Here is a 20,579-nt window from a genome sequence, read left to right on the forward strand (position 1 = left end):
TTAGTCAAACTGGCGGCCATACTGCAGCAAGCGAACGAGCGAGTGAAGTTGGCCGCCGCCGCCGATTAAGGAGATTTCGGCTATCGGCCGTTCGGCGTTTGCGTTGGCGTAGTTGCTGATCGAGATCGACGTTTCCTTGGTCAGGTTCTTGAAGACCGCGTCCATCACTTCGTACATCTTGCTCACTTCCGGCGCCGTGTCAGGCTGGCGTTTCATTTCTTCCGCTTTGGTGAAAGTCAGACTCATCTGACGAACCAAAATGCGGGTAAACGAATCGCCGCCGACTTCGAGCGAACGGAACCAAAGACTGTTCAAACCGCTGACGATCAACGTGCTGGCGTCGGAGCCGACATCCAAAATGCCGACGGTCTGATCGGTTTCACGCATGCTCTGTTCTTTTTCGGCGTCCGAGTAGACGTCGAATTGAAAGTAATTGTGCAGCGCGATTGGATCGGCCTGTACGATGTGCGGAGAAATGCCGAGCCGCTTAAGAAATGCGAGCCGTTCTTGCAGTTGCAGCAAGCGAGTTGCGATAAACGCGACTTCCCGACTCGGTTCTTCGATCGTGTCTTCGTCCTTGGGAGGAGAATCCCAGACATGATAACCCGTTGAAAGTTCTTCCAAAGGAAAGGGGATCTGATTCCGGGCTTCGTACTGAATCGTTTTCTCCAGCTTCTTCTGGTCGACCGGCGGAAGCTTCAAAAAGCGGCCGATCAATTCCGACGCTGGTTGCCCCAACGCGACGATCGCGTCTTTAAAGCCTCCTTCGCCGAGATGAGCGATCAGCTTTTCGACCGACTCTTGAATCAAACCGCGGCGATCGGCGTCATCCGCACGTGACAGAGGACGTTTGTGGTCGCATTGAAAGCAATCTTCCGCAACGACAACGACCTTCGCATTCTCTTTTTCGCCAAGCTTCCTTTTACTCAGCAAAACGGCTTTCAAGCCGGAGTTGCTGAGATCGATCCCCCAGGCGCGATCGCCGGAGGCTTTTTTGGGGCCGACCGAAAGCTTGCCCAGCATACCGGCTTTGACCGGAGCAAGATTAAACTCAACTTGCGTCAGGCCTAAGCCTTGCAAGGCTAAGCCAATCGCCACATAAAACGCGGCGCGATTGTCTTGGAAGTGCGCGTTGTCGTCGAGCTTTTCCGAATTGATTTTGTGCAGACCGGCGTGCAGGGACACGGGAGAGCCCAGCGTCGTCCGTTTCGGAGGATCGGCCCAATTCAAATCGCGTTCCATTTTTCGCAGCGAGCGATTCTCGAACTTCTGCGACATCTTATGCAGATTCTCGATCGCATTGCGGTCGCGCGGCATTAATTTTACTAGGCGACTCGCCAGACCGATCAGCGGACGATCCACGCGCGTCGACTTTTTGACGTCGTTCGCGATCCAAGCAAGTTCGGCGACCTGATCAAAATAGCGCTGGAAATTATCGCTGCGCACCGCTTCCGGCACTTCGGTCAGCACCTCATAGGCGCGCTCATAGCGATAATCGGAGACATATTCTTTCGCTTTGGTCAGCAGCTTGTCGCGTTTGGCGACATCGGCTTGCTGCTGATGCTTTTTCAAACGCTCGGCCAAACGCTGCGCCGAAACGTCGTGAGGTTTTAGCTCCAGCAGGCGTTCAACCTTTGGCAACAGTCGGGAGGTCCGTTTTTCGGCGACCGCCATTTTGATTTCTTTGGAAAGTCGCTTAATTTCGCGGCGGACGTTGTTCGCTTTGTCGTGCAGTTTTGTCAGCGCTTCGTGCCAGAGCGTTTGCGGGATTTGACGAATCAGGGCAACCGCTTTTTCCGCCTGCTTGTTCGCAAAGAGTTCGGTCGCTTCTTCGGTGACGGCAATAGCCCGCGTCAGCAAGGTTTCCTTTTCTTGGATGACCTGCTCGATCCGCAACGCAGCGCGTTGGGCGAACTTCATTTCGCCTTCGTGCGTCGGCCGCGTCAGTTCGCGCAGCAGTTGGCAGGCCGCGTCGTATTTCCCAGCGGCGACCAGTTCTTCCGCTTCGACAAACTTTTGCTCAAGATGGCTTTGTTGCTGTTGCGCCGAATCGGCCAGGTTGCTTCCGCATCCGCCGCAGAACTTTTCATGAACCGTGTTCATGCACCCGCACTTGGCGCAGGCGATATACAACGCGTTGCCGCAATCGGCGCAGAACTTCCGACTGGGCGGATTCAGCGTGGTGCAGGTCGTGCATAAGATTTTGTCGCCGACCGCTTCGAGCGACGGAGCTGTGACGGCATGCCCGTTGACGCTGTTTCCATTTCCGTTGCTCGCGACGCTGACCGACGCGTTCCGCTTCAGCTCGATGTCGTAGGCTTCTTTCTTTTGCTTATCGAGCAAGATTTCGATCGCATCTTCGACCTCATTAAAGACCTGTCGCCAAAGCGGTGGGTCAATTTTTCCAAAGAAATTTTGCAGAGCTTTGCGCGTTCGTTCGCCGCAAATCTGAATGTAGGCGGGATCGTCTTCGTAGAGGTCAAGTCGCAGAATCTGGTAGGCGCTGAGCGGCCGAGTTTCCTCGTCAATGCGAAGAATGACTTTGTAGGGATCGACAGTTTTTTGAGTCGTATTCATTAACTATTTGGATGGTCGCGTGGTAATTATCGATTGATGGCGCATTCAAGATAGAAGCGAATGCGCTCAATGCGTGGATGATCCAGTTGGATGATGACGTCTCCACCCCCGGTGCCGCGATAGACTCCGTTCGGAGCGTCGGGGGATACGGTCATGGTAAGCTTATAGAGCCCTTTAATGCTCGTTTCCGGCTGGGGTTCGAGTTTGGCGGTGACGAACTCCGGCCGGCACTTGAGCGACTTGATTTTAAGCTTTTTTTCGGAATCACGGATACGGATAATCGCATGATATTCGTGACTCCCCTTCTTGTTGATCGGTGGAATCTCGTAGATGCCATCTTTTCGCATGTTGGGAGAGAGCACGACATATCCGCCGGTGAGGTTGCCGGCAATTTTAAGCGTCCGGCGAATCGATTTCTTTTCCGGGTCCGCCGGCGAGATGAGGATGTTGAGCGCTTTTTGAAAATGACCGCTCGGTAGCGTATCGGGGACATTCACGGCCAAGCGGAAATTTTTGTTTTGGTCTGTTCGGGGGAGAAGACGGACCGTCAGCGGATGAATCGATGATTCGTCCTCGATAATGACGTCGCCGATTTCGAATGCCGCAGGAATGATCTCGATCATGCGACTAACCGGCTCTCCAGCGGAGATGCCTGACAGAACTAACTCGCGAGGAACGATCTTTACCGCTTCTTCAATGATTCCCTCCACGGCGAATTGAATTTCGGGTCGGCTAGGATCATTGGTGAGAATCGTCGCGGATTGGCGAAAGGGCCCCTCCTTAAACTTCAAAGTCCATTCCAGTTTGATGTGCGTTTTTTCGCCGGGGGGGACATCCGATTCTTCAAGGCCGGCCAGCGTGCAACTGCAGGAGCTGTCGCCCACTTCCAGTCGCAGCGGCGCATCACCGATGTTGCGAATCTTAAAAGTGTGACTTGAGGACTCGAAGCGCTCCATTGAGCCAAAGTTGTACTCGGTTCGTTCGGCTTCCACCTGCGGTTGCGGTTGGGGCTCAGATGACTCGACAGGAAGTTCTACGACACGAGAATTCGCCATGTTCGAGGGCTGGGTCGTCTCGTTACTCGTAGCGACGGCGAGCGAAGCGGTAGGCGCCGGGTTGGAAGGCATGACCCACCAAGCTCCCAGCAGCGCGAGAACGGCAATCGCGATCACAAGCGGTATTTTGTCGAACATAGGGGGCAATAGTTACGAGCGATGGAAAAGGAAAAACCTTGGGAGCGAAAGTTCGCTCCCAAGGCCGAAATCGGGCCGGATAAATCGTCACGAGTGACGACTAGCTTTCTTCAAACTGAGCCTTCTGGAATCCATCGGGAGCGATGCTCGGACCCGAGTAGATTTCGAAGCTTTCCAGTTCCACCGTGTTGTCGGTGTAACCGGTGTCGCGAGCGTTTTCAACCGGATCGCCAGTGATGTCGAAACCGGGGTTCAAGAAGCCGTCGCCATTGACGTCGGCGCCCAATTTGACGCTACCATCAGCCATCAGGATGTTGCAACCACCGCTGGTTCCGCCGCCGTGGGTGGCGAACCAGTCACGAGTGTCCTGCAGGAACAGGACGCCGTCGTCGCCGGCGCTCTGGGTGATTTCGCCGTCGATGGTCGGAGCAACGTCGCCGCTGAACATACCACGGTCAACGATGACGCCGTTGGCGATAATCGTCGACAACAAGACGTCGGTACCGTCCGTATAAGCGTTTCCGCTGTACTTGGCGCCATCGTCAGCACTTTCGATCAGCGAGAGCTTGCCGCTGGAGTTCAAGAAGGCCGGGCCGTCATTGAAGGATTCCGCCAGGCGGGCGCCGGCAACCAAGCCGAGCTCTTCGTTCAGGTCCGATTTCAGAACGGCTTCGTTCACGTCGCCAGGGGCGCCGTCACCGAGAATCGCAATCGCACTCGAAGGAACCGGAGCGTTCTCAATCGCGCTCAGACGCAGACCGTAGAAGGCGCCACGCTTGCTCGAAGCGTTACCGGCTTCTTTGGCGCTCAAAGCAGCATTGAAAGCCGCGCCTTTACGATCGGTCGAACCGAGCGAGGTGGTGCGAAGCTGTTCACGAGCACCGAACCAGCCCATGGCGTAGTTGGTGTTGTAACCAGCTTTGATGAACGCGCGGTTGATGTAACTGCGTTGCGTTTCACCCGAATTCAGCAGAGACGAACCAAGATCGAACGAAATCGTGGAGCCGCCAGCCGGCGCCCAAGCCGAGCAAGCGCCCGCGAAAACGCGATCGGCGCCAGCGCCCTTATCGTCCGAGGTATCGCCACCGACCATGTCGTTCAGCTTTTCCAGACCCTTCAGCGGGTTGGTCGGGCACATCATTTCGCTAACGTTACCGGCGCCTTGGTTGACGACGTCCGCAACCCAACCGAAGGTGTCGGGGCATCCGTCACGACGGAAGTCGTAAGCGCCCGATACCAGCTTCTTGTCGCGACGGTTATCAACCTGAGCGGCGAAGGCGATACCGAATTGACGCAGGTTGTTTTTGCACTGAGCGTTACGGGCAGCTTCGCGAGCGCGAGCCAAAGCCGGTAGCAACAGGGCGGCCAGAATACCGATGATCGCGACGACCACCAGCAATTCGATCAACGTGAAACCACGTTTCTTCATTGCAAATCTCCAGGGTTCTTGCAAAAATTGATGTAACTTAAAGTGTTGAAAGACGCTTTTGGTGGTCGACGCGTTTCTCTCCAGGGGACGCGTCGACCTGTTTTTACAGGTGCTGTGAAGTATCCAGGAAAGTCGCCCGATAACTGACTTTCCCCACTCCGACCCAAACCTCTCTTCTAAACTCTCGTTGATTATCCAGCGGCGTAATCAATATTTGATGAACGCCGCAGTCAAATCTTGTTAACCTTCCTGCTATTCTTGGTGTTCGTCGAATTCGATTTTTGACGGAACCAAGCAGACGCGGCGCCTAGCGGAAGCTATTGGGATTCAAGTCCCAGCGGCTATAGATCAGTTTGCTGTCGATTTCGACTTCGCCGCTGTTGAACTGGGGATCACCGCCGGTGTTGGCGGGAAAGCCGTTGTTCAAGATGCCGTCACCGCTCGGATCGTAGTACGAGGTCACGCTGCCATCCGCCATCAGAACATTGGCGTAGCTGCTATGGACCGCGCCGAACCAGCGATAGTCTTGCTTGGTATTGTTGTTGTAGGCGCCCCACCAGCCTGATTTGGGGCCGCCGCCGACCATCGTCGGCGTCGCCAAAATCGCTGGGCTGCTCATCGCGCCAGCTGCGGTGCCGGCAGTGCTAAACACTCGCGGGCCGCCGGTCATCGATGCGACCATTGTCGGGTTGCCGTTGTCAGTTTCGAGCGGATAGCTCAACAGTTCGACGGGAAGTCCGTCACCGATAAACGGCACGAAGTTGGCCGCCGCGACGCCAGAGTCGATGCGACTTTGGGTGAGCGGACCTTTGCCGGCGCCTTTTTGATAGATGCCGCCAGATCCGCAGGTCGCTTTGAGATTGCCGTCGGCCTCGACGGACATCGAAGAACGTACGAGAAACCAGCTGGCGGTAAAGTTGGTGTTATAGAATTTGTCGTAAATCCGCCGACGAACAAACTCGGCTCGATCACTGACGCCTCCTTGCAGCATCTCTTTGCAGGGGTTGATTTGAATCGAACCATCCGGCAGCGTCGTATCCGAGGAGCCGCAAAAATTGCTGCAGCCGTTGTTGGAAGTCGAGCAATCCGCCGCGCCAAAACTACTGTAGTCGAGCGTCGTCAGATCTTTATAGGTTTGGGATGAGGTCGCCGGATTGCTGGGGCAGAGCATCGAACCGACGGGAATATTGCGGTTTACCAGATCGGCCACCCAGCCCACGTCGGTGACCGAGCCGTCAAACTGCCAGTTGAATGAGCCAGAGCAAAAATCGCCGCTTTTGCGTTGCGTGGAATAGGCCTGCAGTCCGACCCCAAACTGACGCAGATTGTTTTTGCATTCGGCACTGCGGGCCGCGCTGCGAGCGGCGCCGACGGCCGGCAAGATCAGTCCGGCCAGGATGCCGATAATAGCGACGACAACCAACAACTCCACCAAGGTGAAACCGCGGCGTGATACGTTGGACCGCATGGGGGGCTCCCGGTGCTTGCGCAAATTCTGCTGTACCAGCACTACTGGCCGGCGAGCGAATCGACAAATGAAAGCCGTATTGTCAGCGCAAAAAATGAAGAAAAGATTTAGTGCCGATGTTGTTCCAAAGAAGAACCGCCAGCGACGGCGCATAGAATCGCCCACAGATCGCGAAGAATCGCTTGCTCTGCGTTAAGATAGGAGAGGTTGGCCGCGTGGAATAACAATGGCTTTTAAGGAGGCCGAAACCGCTCCGAATTGATTGGCGCTATCGAGAAAACCAAGCAATCCGGAGCGGATCGACCAAGAACCCAGGCAATTCGCTATCTGTCATCTGTCAACACTTGCAGCCGGTAGTCATCATACGGCTGCGACTTCCATACGAGGAATAAATGTCGATGGTTCGCTCACCTGGCAAATTTCTAAAGAATATTTGCAGCCTTCGTTCTACTCCTCTTGTTGGGCCTGCTCGCGCGGCGATGATGGCTCCGCTTTTTTGCGGAATCCTACTGGTCGGAACGGCACGCGGTGACGAAGCGTTTCTCCTGGAAAATAAGGGTCCAGCGCCGGTAGCGGGGATTTTGGCCTCGGCCGAAGTTGATTCGCTGACGGTAGAGTCGATCGTCACATTGGCGGGGCCCCAAGGGGACTTCCCCGCCCAGTTCGTGCCGAATGCCGATTCCGCACAGCGGGGGAGATACTACGTTCATCTGCCTGCCGAAATCCCTGCGGGTGGTCAGTGGAGCGTGCGTGAAGTCAAGCAACGTGAAGCGCCGCCGGATGTCGTGACTGTCGAGCAGGCGGAAGAGGTGCTTGTCGTGCAGGTTCAGGGAAAGGAAGTGCTGCGCTATCACGTCGAGCTGCTTCCCTCGCCTGACCCTTTGCAACCAGAGTATGGCCGCAGTGGATTTTTACATCCCGTGCGAACGGCGCTAGGTACGATGGTGACCGATGATTTTCCGCCGGATCATCTGCATCAACATGGAGTGATGTTCGCGTGGACCGATACGACGTTTGCCGGACGACATGTCGATTTCTGGAATAGCGGGAAGCAAGCCGGGCGCGTCGAACATCGTCAACTACTGCGTCGATACTCGGGCCCGGTGGTGGGTGGTTTTGACGTTCAACTGGCGCATGTCGATCTTACCAGCGGAAAGCCGGTCGACGCCCTGTTAGAAACCTGGTCGGTGCGGGTCTACGCTTCCGCCGACCCGGTGTTGTTAGAAATCGAATCGGTGCAGCGAACCGCTGGCTCTACGCCGCTGGAGATTCGCAAATATCACTACGGCGGCATGGCGGTGCGCGGCAATCGCGGTTGGTATCAAACCGATGGTTCTGGATTTTTGACCAGTGAAGGGAAGAATCGCTGGGAGGGAAACCATTCGCGACCCCGTTGGGTTGACGTCTTTGGACGGGCGGAGAAATCGGAAATCGCCGGCGTCACGGTGATGGGGAGCCCTGACAATTTTCGCTTTCCGCAGCCGGTCCGTTTGCATCCTGACAAACCCTATTTTAGTTTCAGTCCTCAAGTCGAAGGCGCGTTTACCATCCAACCAAAGTCGTCGTATCGTTCCCGCTATTTGTTCATCCCCCATGACGGCGTCATTGATCGTGATCGAACCGAAGCGGTCTGGAACAACTTCGCCCATCCTCTGATGTTGAAAAAAGCGTCGTAGCCAATCAAGTAAGGATTTTGCGATGAGCGATGTTGCGAAAATTGTGCAGTTGCAGCTTGGGCTGCCGCAGACGTATGGTTCGGCTGACGCAGAAGATGCGATGGATCGCGAGTGGACCACCGGCTTCTTCAAACAGCCGACCGGTGAGCAGGTCGAGTTGGATTGGGAAGGGCTCGTCGGAGATGGAGTCGCTGATCGCATCAATCATGGCGGCCGCGATAAAGCGATGCTGATCTACGCCGACATGCACTATCCGCGTTGGCGCGAAGAGCTGCGCGATCAGGTGGATGTCGCCGCGTTTGGCGCCGGCGCGTTTGGCGAAAATCTGACCGTCACGCAACTGACGGAAGAAACCGTTTGTGTGGGGGATGTTTACCAGGTAGGAACGGCCTTGCTGCAGGTTTCCCAGCCGCGACAGCCCTGTTGGAAATTAGCGCGTCGTTGGCGACTGAAGGAATTGACTGCGTTGGCCGTACGCACCGGACGCATGGGGTGGTACGTGCGCGTGATGCAGCAAGGCGCGATCCAAGTTGGCGATACGCTGCAGCTTGTCGAACGTCCTACGCCCGACTGGACGATCGCGCGCTTGAACCAACTTTTTTATCACGATCGACGCAATGTCGCCGACGCCGCGATCCTGGCCGCTAGTCCCGTTTTGGCCGAGTCATGGCGAAGCGAGTTTCGTAAGCGAGTCGAAAAGGCTGCGACTTAAACGCTAGTAGAGCCGCGTGCCGTTGGGCGTTTCACCGTCGGGAATGATCAGCACGACGTTTTCTTGGGCGTCGTTAACGCCCAGCGTCAAAACTTCGGAACGATGTCCCCCAATCTGACGCGGCGCCAGGTTGACGACCGCGAGCACCTGTCGTCCGACAAGCGAGTCAAATTCATAATTGGGGGCTAGTCGGGCGAGCGACTTTTTCACTCCCAGCTTTTCACCAAAGTCGATCTGCAAGAGATGCGTCGAATGCTTTCCCTCGGGAAAGGGATCGGCCGCGATGATCCGCCCGACGCGGATATCGACTTTCAGCAAGTCATCAAACGGAATGGTCGGTAGGCTGCTCATGAGATCGTCGTCAGCAAGAGCCGTACTAGGCGGCTCGTTTCAATGTCTGCGCGCCGCCGAGTCGACGGAAGATCATGTCATCACGCTGGGCCAAGCCGTTGGAGCAGCGCGAGGGACGGTTGGCTCGCATCAGCTTCTCATTGTCGGTGCCGCTCGCTCTGGCGACGTACGACGGATCGCGTGCGTGCCACAAATGATGCGTTCGCGTCCAACGCATGCTGGAGCGGAAGCGGACGCCGGCCTGATAGAGTCGCCGCTGAAGATCGCTATCTTCCAGACCCCAACCGACAAAGTCCTGGTCGTACCCGTTGACGGTTTCGTAGTCATCGCGCCAGAGTGCGATGTTGCCCCCTTTCATACGGGGGCGATCAGGCAATCCAAGTCGGCTATAGATTTCGGCCCGCAGCGATTTCCAACGCATGCGTCGTTCTTCTTGTTCCGTCGCCCAAGCGCGAAAATCACCAAACCGAATTTCGTTGATATCGATCGATTCAGACAGTTGCTGATTCAGCCAGATCGAGTCGCCCACCATGGCGAAACCGCGGCGACGATGATTTAAATGCTGAGCCACGAAGTCGGGGGGCGCGACCAGGTCACCGTCCAAAAACAGGATGTAAGGAGCCCGAGCTACCGAGACTCCTTCGTTGCGACATTTGGCCAGCTGAAACCCATCATGCGGATGGGTGGTGTAGGCGACCGGAAAGTCGACTTGCTCGGCGAATTGCGCGACCACCTGCTCGGTTTCGTCACGGGAGCCGTCGTCGGTGACGACGACTTCAAAGTCGTTGGCGCCGCAGCGCTGCATCGCCAGGGATTCCAGCGATCGGCGAAGATGCTGCGGACGTTGAAACGTCGAGATGATGACCGCAATTTCGGGAGATGGCATGAACGTGGTCGTGTGCTATTGGATGCCCCAGCGCAAAGTCGAACAGGCAAGTGATAGGCGAAACGCACTGCTCGAGTCAAGACGAAATCGAGCGGCGTATCAGCTCGAATTGGGCGATTGGGTTAAATGAACGAGTCGAAGTCCGACCAACTTGGCCATGGTAACGGCGATATAAAGCTGCCCAGTCACCGCTTCAGTCCAAGTTAGCGTACGCGCCAAATTGGAAAGCGGCTGAATGTCTCCCAGGCCAAGCGTCGTGATGGTAGCAAAACTATAGTAAATCAAGGCCGCCAAGCGACGGCCTGCATGCCCATCATTGGGGGTAGAGAATTTGATTGCGCTGGAATCGAACGTGACCACGCTTAGATAAGCGATCGCCCAGATGAGACCCAGCAGCAAGTAAACGCTGACGCCTCCTAGAACCTGGTCGGTCGTGACTCGGTTGGCGCGGGAGACGTCTCGACCAATCACCCCAACGATGGTGCTGAGGAATGCGATCATCAAAACATTTCGCAGCAAATACCACTGCATCGCCGTCTCGGCGTCACGAAAATCTTCCATGCCGCGGACCGTCCAAATGGTCACAATTGGCGGCACGGCGCTCAGCCCGATCAGCAGTAATCGTCGGTGACGGATCAAAACGTCATACGCCGTGGCCAGGATCACAAGCGAAAGGAGCAGATCGGAGATCCAATATCCGATCGACGAGTCTGGACGCAACGTCTCGCCGGCCATCAGCATGATCAACGCGATCAACGTCACGGCATGTCGATGCCGGATCAACCAATCTCGCGAAGATTCGGTCGGGGGCAGGGGGGCTGCGTCGGACATTTGTCGGTCGAAGTCCTCGTGGATTAGCGGCGAATCGTCACTTTGGATCCGACCGAAAGGATGCCGAACAAGTCTTCCGCGTCGCGAGGACTCAATTGGATCGATCCGGTGGGGCCGCCTGTTTCTCCATGCAGCGTGACGCCGCCGTCCAAATAGACCGCATGCTCGCCAAAGCTGCCGCCGCTGACTTGCCCATACGAACTTTGTTGAGCGCCATAGCGGTTGGCTGGATCTTCTTTGCGAACAACTTGATGTTCGCCCGGCTGAACCGCGCCTGCATCGACGATCGTCACCGGGAACTTACCGGCGAAGCAACCATCAATCGTCAGGATCATTTCGCGGCTCGCTAGACTGACGGTCGCTGAAAAGGGGCCCTGCATGACTTTCAAACGCTCGTTGGCGGAAAGTAACTCGGGATTCGAGATGCCGTTGATTCGTTGCAGGAGAATGGTCGGAACTTGATGTTTGGCGGCAATTTCGCTTAGCGATTCGCCGCGCTGCACCACATAGGGTTCCGCCAGCAGGTGTTCGGTCGAATAGACGACGCTGCCGGCCAACTGGCTGAGCAGCAGATTCAGCTGTTCGCTTTGTTCCGTCGTCAACTCGGCCCGTCCGCGCCAGACCGTGAGCGTACGCAGAGCCTCGGACCATTGATTTTGCTCCAATTGCATTTTCGCCATGCGCCAGTCCGATTCAAAACTGGGACGCATGTTGGCCGATGCGGGTCGCGCTTCCATGCCGCCGTAACCGGCGTTGGCCGAACTGGCCGCCGCATAGGCGGAATCATCCGAGACGACGGCGTCATACGACGAATTTTCGTACGAAGACGAACCATAGGTCGATGCCGCAGGCGGTTGATAAGGCGCTGTCGAATCGGCGAGATTGTTTTGGCTAACCGGCTGCGCTTCGATCAACGGCAGTTGTCGATCATGTCCCGACGCATGGTCGTGGCTTGCTGCGGCCGGCGATGAGGAAGTTCCTAGCGGCGGCGCCATCTCAAGCGACGTCTGATCGCTATTGGGCGACTGCAGCCCTGCCGAGAAAGCGGGAGCGATGGCTCCGCTCGGCGAAGGAGAGCCGGAGAAACTAGGAGCGATGTCGCCGCTCGCTATTCCTTCGATCTCCAACTTGGGAGCCGACTCCTCTGGTTGATTAAGATGGTGGTAAACGCCGTAAGCAACCGCCATCAAGACGATCACCATGCACGCGGTTTTGATGGTTTCCACGTTTTCGTCCTCCTTGACGAAATCGCACTCTGTTATCTGATAAATGACTCAACTTGGCCCTGCCGCGGCGCCGACCAAAGATAGTGAGGTAATATCGTGAGCCGATGGGACGAAGATGATTTTGATGACGACGACGAATCCTTCGTCGACGATGAAGCCTGGACCGACGACGATTTGCCGAGCGACGATCCAGACGACTATCTTGATCACTGTCCCCAGTGCGGCGGCGAAATCTATAGCGAAGCCGACGTTTGTCCACACTGCGGCGAGTACCTGATCCACCGTTATTCGCCGTGGAGCAATCAGAGCTTCTGGTGGGTTGCTCTGGGACTGCTCGGCGTCATCGCGGTGATCACCTCACTACTCATTGGTTTCTAACCGACGACGAAAAAACGTCGCAATTTGGCTAGGGCCGGCCATCGTAGACGATGTGACGAAAACCGACCAGAGCGATTCCTGGACGCTGCTAGCGGCGGCCCCGGCTTAGTGACCAGAGACCATCCCGTTCCAGAGTTCCATGCGCGCGTCGAGCGCCATTTCGGCCGCATGTTGCGCCGCATTCCATTTGGCGTCGTCATCGCCGCAGATTTGCGCAAGCAGCCGTCGCGACAACGGGCCATGCTGATCGCCGTCCAGTTCGATATGGCGATGCAAATAGTAGAGGAAGCGGTTCGCTTTTCCGTGGCTTTCGAGATTGATCCGCTCGACCAGTTTTTGGAAGACGCCGGGCAGCAGATCTTCGCGGCCGAAGGTGAAGCCTGCGGCGATAACCGCCGGGTTCCGCGAATCGATCAACGCGAAGGTCTGCATCAAAAACTGATCGACCGAGGGGGGCAGCGCCGCATGCAAACCGGCCGAAACGACATCAATGCCGTCCGCGACCATGTGGATAAACGATTCGACCGGTTCGACGTTGGCGCCAACGTCGCGCATCGCGTCCAGGTACAACTCAAAGTGGCTGCAATATCCGCCGCGGCCATCTTCGTCGCACTCTTCGCCCAGGACGATCTCGTTGATCAACCGACAACTGGCTCCATCCGCCCGCGGAGTCCAAGGAACGTGGACGCAGGTCGCTTCGCGCTGCAGCGCTTTCAGCAGCGACATGAAGTCCCACACCGCGAAAACGTGCCGCTGCATAAATTTACGCAACTCGTCGACGTCGGTCAGCTGTTCATAAACCGGATGCGACAGCAGCGCGTCGCGGCGGGGCTGAATTGCTTGTTCGATCTTGGCGAGTCGTGTTTCCATCGAATCAGTCATCAAGAGAAGCCTAAAAAGAAGGAGAACGGCCGCTCGTTGACGGTCGCCCGACGTCCCGTTTTTTCCGCGGGACGTCGGTGAAAAGCGATCGATTACGCGGGCCGCTTATTTTTTGACCCGTTCGACATACTCGCCGGTGCGCGTATCGATGCGGATGACATCGCCGAGATTCACGAACGCCGGGACCAAAATCTCGGCGCCGGTTTCGACCGTCGCCGGCTTTGAAACGTTGGTCGCCGTGTCGCCGCGAACGCCCGGTTCGCAGTAGGTGATTTCCAGCTCGACATGGATTGGAGGATTGATCGTAATCGGAAAGTCGTTGTACAAAGTGGCCATGCATTGCATGCCGTCTTTCAGGTACTTCCAAGCGTCGTCGATCTGATCCTTGGTCATCTCGTACTGCTCAAACGTCGTGTTTTCCATGAAGACGAACTTGTCGCCTTGCGCGTACAAAAACTGGCAGTCGGTTTCCGAAACGTCGGCCGATTCCAGCGTTTCACCGCCGCGATAGGTTCGATCAAGCGACGAACCGCGAATCAAATTTCGCAGGCGGCATTTGTAAAGCGCGTTCCCTTTGCCCGGTTTGACGAAATTACATTCCGTCATCAGGTAAGGTTCGCCATCAATCTGGACTTTCAAGCCTTTGCGGAAGTCGCTGGTACCGTACTGCACTTTTAGTTCTCGCTGTAAACTTAAGGTCGCTCCGGGGGCGATGAACCCGGGGGGGCGGCCAACATGTAGGAACGATCGTCTCGCCAATAAACCAGCCGCTGCCGGGGCCGGGGATCGTTTCGATTTTGGCAGCCGGCTATCTGGGCCGGGGGGAGATCTCTCCTGGTCCCAACTTTAGATGACTGGCTGATAGAATACGAAAATGCGTATTGTAACTCCCTCTGGCGATCCTGTCCGCAGCGCTTCGGCCGACGATTTTCCGTATCCGGTCCGTTGGCAAAATGCGATGAAGGCCGCGCTGCGCGATCCGGCCGAACTTTGCCGCTTGTTACAACTGCCGGAGGCCTGCAGCGAAGCGGCGATCGCCGCCGCTAGCGACTTTCCGCTGTTCGTCCCGCGCGAGTTTGCCGCCAAGATGACGCTGGGCGACCCGCACGATCCGCTGTTGGTGCAAGTCTTGCCAGTTTTGCGGGAACTTGATTCACCGCAAGGGTTTACGGTCGATCCTGTTGGCGACGATCAGGCCGTTTTGACCCCCGGATTGTTGCAGAAATACGCCGGCCGAGCGCTGTTGGTGACCACCGGCGCGTGCGCCGTCCACTGCCGCTACTGTTTTCGGCGTCACTTTCCCTATGCCGAGGTCCCCAGCGGAGTCGCCGCGTGGAGCGATGCGATCGCCGCGTTGGCCGCCGATCCTTCGATTCAGGAAGTTTTACTTTCCGGGGGGGATCCGCTCACGCTGGCCGATGCGACTTTGGCCCAATTGGCTCAACAACTCGCGGCGATTCCCCACCTGCGGAGGATCCGCGTTCATACGCGTCTGCCGATCATGATCCCCCAGCGAATCAACGATCAGCTCCTCTCGTGGTTGGTCGGAACGCGACTGACGCCGATTGTCGTGATCCATGCGAATCACCCGCGAGAACTCGATCTCCCGGTAGTGGCCGCGATCGATCGCTTGAACCAGGCCGGCGTGATGGTGCTCAATCAGGCGGTGCTGCTGGCCGGCGTGAACGACGACGTCGACGTGCTGGCCGAACTTTCGGAGCGGCTGATCGATCAGCGGGTAACCCCTTATTACCTGCACCAATTAGATCGCGTCAAAGGCGCCGCCCATTTCGAGGTTCCGCGCGAGCGGGGAGTTGATCTCATCCGCCAACTACGAGCGCGCCTGCCAGGCTACGCAGTGCCGCGCTACGTCGAAGAAATCGCGGGCCAGCCGAACAAGACGATCATCGCGTAGCGCTTCTTCTTCGTAGCCCGAAGCGCGAGTATTGAAGTTGCGCTATTTGCCTGGTTGGCCGCGATAGCTCTGCTATCGGGGCGGCGCAGCCGTAGGAAGCATTTGTTCCCAGTAAGCAGTTCGGGGTCTGTTCGCCATTTCAAACGGTGCAGCCACCACCGCAGTAAGTCCGACCGCGGCCCGATGCTTCCTACCGACTTCGTCGGCCCAGATAGCGGAGCTATCCGGGCCAACCGGACGTGGATTGGCAAAATAGCGCAACTTCAAAGCATGCGCTTCCGGCTATGAAGAAAGCGCATCACTTGGAAGGGGCCGATCAAGTTGCTTTCACGGTGCTGGTCAGCGCTCTGGCCAATGGGCAAGCCGCCAGGTTGACCGCTTCGCCGCGACGGTATTTGGTCAGCAACCGGCGTGATTCTTCGGCTAGCATCCGCCGTACTTCGCGACGTTTTCCCTTGACCCGCTCGATCTTCATGTGATCGTAGGCGGTCGTTTGATGACGCAGCCAGGCGATCACCGCCGATTCGGCGCGCTGCTCGATCGGGATTCGTTTGGTTCGCGCGACGGTGCCGCTGCCAACCGGCGTCGCATGTTCGGTCACCGCGTCGGCGAGTCGATCGGCGATCGCGCGGTGGCCGCTATCGAAGCCCAGGAATTTTAGAACCGCGCCTCGAAAATCTTCGACGTAGGCGCCTTGTTCTTTTTCACGCCGTGCGGCGCTCGAGGCCTGACGTTTGGCGTAGGCGTCGGTCGAGCGCTCTTGCTCGAGCCGGGCCTTTTGCGCCGCAATTGTCGTGGTCGGCGCCAGCACGCCGCGCGAGAACATGCGGCGTCCCTTCTTTTCCTGCACCGTCCAAGTGGGGCCGGCCGCTTTCACGCGTCGCGTCAGACCGGCGTCGCCCGGCGGCAGCAGCGACCAATCGGCCGGCGGCGTCAAAACTTGCCCATCGGACGTACGGACGGTGTTCGCGGCAGGACCAGGCGAAACGATACGAGTTTGCTGAGGCACGGTCGATGGGAGGTTGCGGGAAGAAACGAATGCGGGCCTTCGATGATACGCGCTTTCGCTACGGCGCAAAGCCCCAACCGTTATTGGTCATCCCCACTGCGGGACGATTCGTCCACTTGAATATCGCGCGAACCGTGCGTCCTGCGGATAGCTTCTTTGGCGCCGTACCCGTCGAAGAAGCAGCCGCTGATCCGGATTTTGTTGCCGCCATCGATCCAGAGAGGGTATTTTTTGGCGTCCAAAATGGTGCATCCATTGACGTGGATACGTGAGCAGTCTCTCAACGTCAGCGCCGCCGTCGGATCGGCGTCGCCGTTGATGTGCAGACCTTGGATGGTGCTGTCACGACAATCGATCAGGAGAACGCCGTTGTTGCTGTTGGCTGCGCCGTAATCGGGATTTCGATCAAGCACGTTCGCCCCGATCACCATATTCGAGCAGTTCTCCGCGCGGATGTTGGCGCTGAAGCCCTTCCAGAGCGTGTTTCCGACAATCGTCACGCCGCGGGCATGGAGAAGGTCGATATTCACGGCGACGTCGCTCATCGCATTATCGGCGATCGTGATATGACCGACCTTCCGCGGCTCATCCGCGCGACCGATCAAGCGGACATTTGCGCAGGCGGGGACCGAGGAGTGCTGAAGAGTGCAGCCGACGATCGCGCCCTCTCGCATCGATCCAGTGGTCGCATCAAACAGCACGTTCGCCGCTTCGGGATGTTCGACCGACATGTTCGCTTCGATATCGCAGGTGCCGATGTGCAGATTGCGGATCTCGCTATTCCGCACGACCACGCCCCCTGCGGCGTTGTAGCTGATGTGACTGTTGGCGATGTTGATCTGATGCAAATTGAGATCGATCAGATAGAGCCCAATGCCGCTGTTCTCGTACAGATGACACTCGCCGATCAGCACGTTCCGATTACGGCCGGTCAAGACGACGCCGTGCAGGCATTTGCGAACCGAGAGTCGCGTCAACGTAGGCTGCATCGCGCCGTTGATTTCGACGCCGACCGCTTCGGCATGGGCGCCGACGATCTCGAGCCCGTCAATCAGCGGAGTGCGCTGTTTTTCCCAAACGTTCGGCTTGACCGTCTGAGGAGCGGCGGTGCCGCCGTGCGTGCCGATCAATTGCAGAGCAGGTCCGGCGCCTTCCATCTTAAGGGTCGCCGTCCCGTCGCCGCTGATCGCAACCGGGCCGGCCTCATCCAGCTGGATCGTGATCGTCTTTGTCAGTCGATAGACGCCGGCAGGAAAGCGAATCGACTGGGCGCCGGAGTCGACCATCTTTTGAATCGCCGCCGTGTCATCGGCGACGCCGTCTCCTTTGGCGCCAAAGTCGCGCACCGTTGGCTGGGCGACGGCGGAAGTCGCAAGACAAATCAACAGGGTTGCCGAAAGCAAGAGCAGACGAATACGGTGGGACATGCGAAAAGATCCAAAGGAGGGAAGTGCGAAGAGTGGGGAGCTATAAGCAGCGCAGTAAAAAAGCCGCGGTCGGGTGACGGCGGCTTTGCTTGGTTGTTAAGGACTACTTGCCAGCCGGTTTCGGCGATTTGCCGGCGTCGGGGTTCGGCTTCGAGAGGTCGATTTCGGCGACGCCGGTTCCGGCGTAGCCTGCTTTCGCCGTGCCATCCTCGTTCAGTGCGTCAAGCGTCCAGAGCATGCCGCGGGAGACGACTCCTAGCCACTCGTCGGTGTTCATCGTTTCGTTGTGATGACCGAGCGTCGTGCCAAAGACTTTCGCTTTGCCATACTGGTTGGTCCAGATGACGGCGTGGTCTTTGTCGGTGTCTTTGCCGTAGGCCTGGGCGAGCGGCTTCATCTTGGGCCATTGCTTTTCGATCTTGTAAAGCTCGGCGACCGGGCGTTTCCAGACCTTGGGGAAGCCGGTCATGATCGGATCGTCGGAGGCCAGCGTGACGACGTCGATTGGATGATGGCTTTCATGGCTGCGCGAGGTGACGCCCAGCAGTTTGCGCCATTCGTCGGTATCGGCGTTGCGATAGCTGTGCATCGAGCAGTGGACGACGATCGCCGGTACGCCGGTTTCGGTGTGCGCTTTGACGATCCCTTCGACGAATTCGACGTCTTTCACGTCGCCGTAGCATTCGTTATGCACGACCACGTCGTACGGCTTGATCCAGTCATGGTTCTCGTAGACCGGCACTTTGATGTCTTTACCGCTGCCGGTCAGCGCTACGTCCCAGTCGATGTTGACTCGTTGGCTGAGACCTTCGGTGATGATCTTCACCTGATTCGGATAGTCATGGCAACAGCCGCCGGTGATCAGCAGGCCTTTCAGTTTCTTCGGCACGTCTTCGGCGACGGCTGACGTGCAGATCGCCAAGACGGCGAGCAATGCCCAAACGGGCGAGTAGGTGCGAAATCGAGACATGGTTGCGTCTCCTTGGGGGGCAATGATGGTTGAAGGGGGATTGATTGAACGGAGTTATTGAACGCTGGGAGTCGCTTCGGCGTCGAGATCGCCCAAGGCGAACTGAATGCCGTCGAGGTAGAACGCCAACATTTGCGGGTTCCAATAGATCTCTTCACGATGTCCGAGCGAGCTGTAGAAGACGCGGCCTTCTCCCCAGTTGCGAACCCAGGAGACGGCGAAGTCGCCATCGTCGCGACGAATGTTCTTTTTATCCATGTTGGTCTTCTCGACGTCGAGCGACAGCAACACGTGCACTGCTTTGCGTGAGTAGGGATCGCGGAACTGATAGATCTCGTCGACGATCGAAAAATCTTTGCCACCAAAAGCGGCCATCAGCGGATGGGTGGGGCTATCGACTTTGACGCCAACTTTTTCGTGCCAAGGATGCGCGTTGAAATAGCCGCCGACCATCTGACCGAATTCGGGCCATTTGTAGTTCGCGTCGCTGGCGGCATGAAAGCCGACCAGCCCTTTCCCGCTCGACACGAAGTCGAGCAGGCTTTTCTTTAGTTTCGCTTCCGCTTCGGCGGCCGAGAGCTTTTCGCCGTACTTGGCGGCGATTTGCTCGAGGTCTTCGGCGCGGGGTTGGATCCATTCTCCGGTCGTGTTGACCATCACGACGCCGTCGTACTGGTCAATGTTGCCCGGCCATAGTTCGGTCAGATCGTCGGTGATCTTGGACGTGAAGGCGCCGCTCTTGTCCCCCAACAATTGCACCGCTCGAGCCCCGACAGGGATCGAGCTATGGCGATAGCCGGCGTGACGCATGAAGACCAGCACGTTGCGGTCTTTTTTCGGAACCGCGGTCGCTTTGGCAGGCGCCGCTTCTTCAATCTTCTTGAGCTCGTCCGGCTTGGCCAATTCGCGAATGAAGATGTTGCGGAACCAAAGCGTGTTGCCGTGGTGCTGCAGTTCGATCTGACCGGTCGGATAGATCGGCTTGTCACGCTCCCAATAGTTTTCTAGCACGACGTTGTCGGTCACCAACTTGCCGTTCAGCTTGACGGTGACGCGATCGCCGATCATGCGGACGTACATCGTGTTCCATTCGCCGATCGGATTGTCAGCGATGATCGTCGGCGCGGAAGGGTTCTTCTTGTTGTTGTAGAGACCGCCGGAGCCGACCTTCCAGTGGTTCGGATCCCAGATTTGAATCTGGGGGCTGCCGCGAACATAAATGCCGCTGTCGCCATCGTCTTTGATCTTCCAATCGACGTACATCTCGAAGTCGGCGTAGTCTTTGTCGGTGCACAGGCTTTGGCCTTTGCCGTCATAGGTCAACACGCCGTCTTCGATCGTCCAATGCTCGCGCATCGACGCGTCCGCTTTCTCTTGCTCGGCGGCCAGGGCCTCAGCGCTCATCTCGGCCCGCTTCGGCGGACTAGCGACCAGGCCTTTCCAACCAGAGAGATCTTTACCATTGAACAGTTTCTGAAAGCCGTCTGGCGGCTTTACATCAGCGCCGGCGTCGGCGGCCGAAGCGGCAGGCGCCGCGAGCAGCATTGCGAACAGAGCAACGAAGCGTTTCATGCGAGATTTACCTCATCGATAGGTGTGGGAAATAGAAAGGAGGGGCGGGGACGGGTTGCGACAAAGCAGCCCAAACT

Annotated in this window: 18 protein-coding genes; 4 read left to right on the plus strand and 14 right to left on the minus strand. The window is 57.3% G+C overall.

Annotated features, from left to right (window positions below):
• From pilM to DSM3645_RS03780, 4 genes are all read right to left on the minus strand, one after another.
• A complete protein-coding gene (pilM, locus tag DSM3645_RS03765; RefSeq protein ID WP_002650699.1) occupies positions 1–2,577 on the minus strand; it encodes a pilus assembly protein PilM in 2,577 nt (858 codons plus the stop codon).
• Positions 2,578–2,603: 26 nt separating this feature from the next.
• A complete protein-coding gene (locus DSM3645_RS27645; protein WP_002650700.1) occupies positions 2,604–3,770 on the minus strand; it encodes a DUF1573 domain-containing protein in 1,167 nt (388 codons plus the stop codon).
• Between the two features lie 100 nt (positions 3,771–3,870).
• The gene (locus tag DSM3645_RS30800) at positions 3,871–5,199 is read right to left on the minus strand and encodes a type II secretion system protein (protein WP_002650701.1); all 1,329 of its coding nucleotides are present in this window, start codon (positions 5,197–5,199) and stop codon (positions 3,871–3,873) included.
• Positions 5,200–5,506: 307 nt separating this feature from the next.
• Positions 5,507–6,667: a DUF1559 family PulG-like putative transporter gene (locus DSM3645_RS03780; RefSeq protein ID WP_002650702.1), complete on the minus strand. Its 1,161-nt coding sequence runs from the start codon at positions 6,665–6,667 to the stop codon at positions 5,507–5,509.
• A gap of 482 nt (positions 6,668–7,149) precedes the next feature.
• On the opposite strand from DSM3645_RS03780, the gene DSM3645_RS03785 reads away from it, so the two are divergent.
• Positions 7,150–8,343: a DUF6807 domain-containing protein gene (locus DSM3645_RS03785; protein WP_050769294.1), complete on the plus strand. Its 1,194-nt coding sequence runs from the start codon at positions 7,150–7,152 to the stop codon at positions 8,341–8,343.
• A 22-nt stretch (positions 8,344–8,365) separates the two neighbouring features.
• Positions 8,366–9,055, plus strand: a complete 690-nt coding sequence (locus DSM3645_RS03790; protein WP_002650704.1) for an MOSC domain-containing protein — start codon at positions 8,366–8,368, stop codon at positions 9,053–9,055.
• 3 nt (positions 9,056–9,058) lie between these two features.
• Here the strand turns inward: DSM3645_RS03790 and DSM3645_RS03795 are convergent, their stop codons facing one another.
• The 4 genes from DSM3645_RS03795 to DSM3645_RS03810 all read right to left on the minus strand — a co-directional run bounded on the left by DSM3645_RS03795 (position 9,059) and on the right by DSM3645_RS03810 (position 12,349).
• On the minus strand, positions 9,059–9,406 hold the full coding sequence (locus tag DSM3645_RS03795; RefSeq protein WP_002650705.1) for a tRNA-binding protein: 348 nt from the start codon (positions 9,404–9,406) through the stop codon (positions 9,059–9,061).
• 25 nt (positions 9,407–9,431) lie between these two features.
• On the minus strand, positions 9,432–10,292 hold the full coding sequence (locus DSM3645_RS03800) for a glycosyltransferase (RefSeq protein ID WP_002650706.1): 861 nt from the start codon (positions 10,290–10,292) through the stop codon (positions 9,432–9,434).
• 99 nt (positions 10,293–10,391) lie between these two features.
• On the minus strand, positions 10,392–11,123 hold the full coding sequence (locus DSM3645_RS27650; protein ID WP_002650707.1) for a potassium channel family protein: 732 nt from the start codon (positions 11,121–11,123) through the stop codon (positions 10,392–10,394).
• Between the two features lie 23 nt (positions 11,124–11,146).
• Entirely contained in the window at positions 11,147–12,349 is a 1,203-nt protein-coding gene (locus DSM3645_RS03810; RefSeq protein ID WP_002650708.1) for a L,D-transpeptidase family protein, read from the minus strand.
• A 96-nt stretch (positions 12,350–12,445) separates the two neighbouring features.
• On the opposite strand from DSM3645_RS03810, the gene DSM3645_RS03815 reads away from it, so the two are divergent.
• The gene (locus DSM3645_RS03815; RefSeq protein WP_002650709.1) at positions 12,446–12,727 is read left to right on the plus strand and encodes a hypothetical protein; all 282 of its coding nucleotides are present in this window, start codon (positions 12,446–12,448) and stop codon (positions 12,725–12,727) included.
• 105 nt (positions 12,728–12,832) lie between these two features.
• On the opposite strand, the gene DSM3645_RS03820 is transcribed toward DSM3645_RS03815, so the two are convergent.
• Both DSM3645_RS03820 and efp read right to left on the minus strand, forming a co-directional pair.
• Entirely contained in the window at positions 12,833–13,597 is a 765-nt protein-coding gene (locus tag DSM3645_RS03820; protein ID WP_040352089.1) for a DUF3050 domain-containing protein, read from the minus strand.
• Positions 13,598–13,714: 117 nt separating this feature from the next.
• Entirely contained in the window at positions 13,715–14,281 is a 567-nt protein-coding gene (efp, locus tag DSM3645_RS03825) for an elongation factor P (protein WP_002650711.1), read from the minus strand.
• A 202-nt stretch (positions 14,282–14,483) separates the two neighbouring features.
• On the opposite strand from efp, the gene epmB reads away from it, so the two are divergent.
• On the plus strand, positions 14,484–15,524 hold the full coding sequence (epmB, locus tag DSM3645_RS03830) for an EF-P beta-lysylation protein EpmB (RefSeq protein WP_002650712.1): 1,041 nt from the start codon (positions 14,484–14,486) through the stop codon (positions 15,522–15,524).
• A gap of 316 nt (positions 15,525–15,840) precedes the next feature.
• Here epmB and DSM3645_RS03835 read toward each other — a convergent pair whose 3' ends face one another.
• From DSM3645_RS03835 to DSM3645_RS29195, 4 genes are all read right to left on the minus strand, one after another.
• Positions 15,841–16,533 (minus strand): DUF2293 domain-containing protein, encoded by a 693-nt coding sequence (locus DSM3645_RS03835; RefSeq protein ID WP_002650713.1) that lies wholly within the window; start codon positions 16,531–16,533, stop codon positions 15,841–15,843.
• 80 nt (positions 16,534–16,613) lie between these two features.
• Entirely contained in the window at positions 16,614–17,960 is a 1,347-nt protein-coding gene (locus DSM3645_RS03840; RefSeq protein ID WP_002650714.1) for a right-handed parallel beta-helix repeat-containing protein, read from the minus strand.
• 103 nt (positions 17,961–18,063) lie between these two features.
• Positions 18,064–18,930 carry a ThuA domain-containing protein gene (locus tag DSM3645_RS03845; RefSeq protein ID WP_002650715.1) on the minus strand — a complete coding sequence of 289 codons (867 nt, stop codon included), beginning with the start codon at positions 18,928–18,930 and terminating at the stop codon, positions 18,064–18,066.
• A 54-nt stretch (positions 18,931–18,984) separates the two neighbouring features.
• Entirely contained in the window at positions 18,985–20,502 is a 1,518-nt protein-coding gene (locus DSM3645_RS29195; protein WP_002650716.1) for a family 16 glycoside hydrolase, read from the minus strand.
• Positions 20,503–20,579: the final 77 nt, after the last annotated feature.

Source organism: Blastopirellula marina DSM 3645 (assembly GCF_000153105.1).
Lineage (GTDB): Bacteria > Planctomycetota > Planctomycetia > Pirellulales > Pirellulaceae > Blastopirellula > Blastopirellula marina.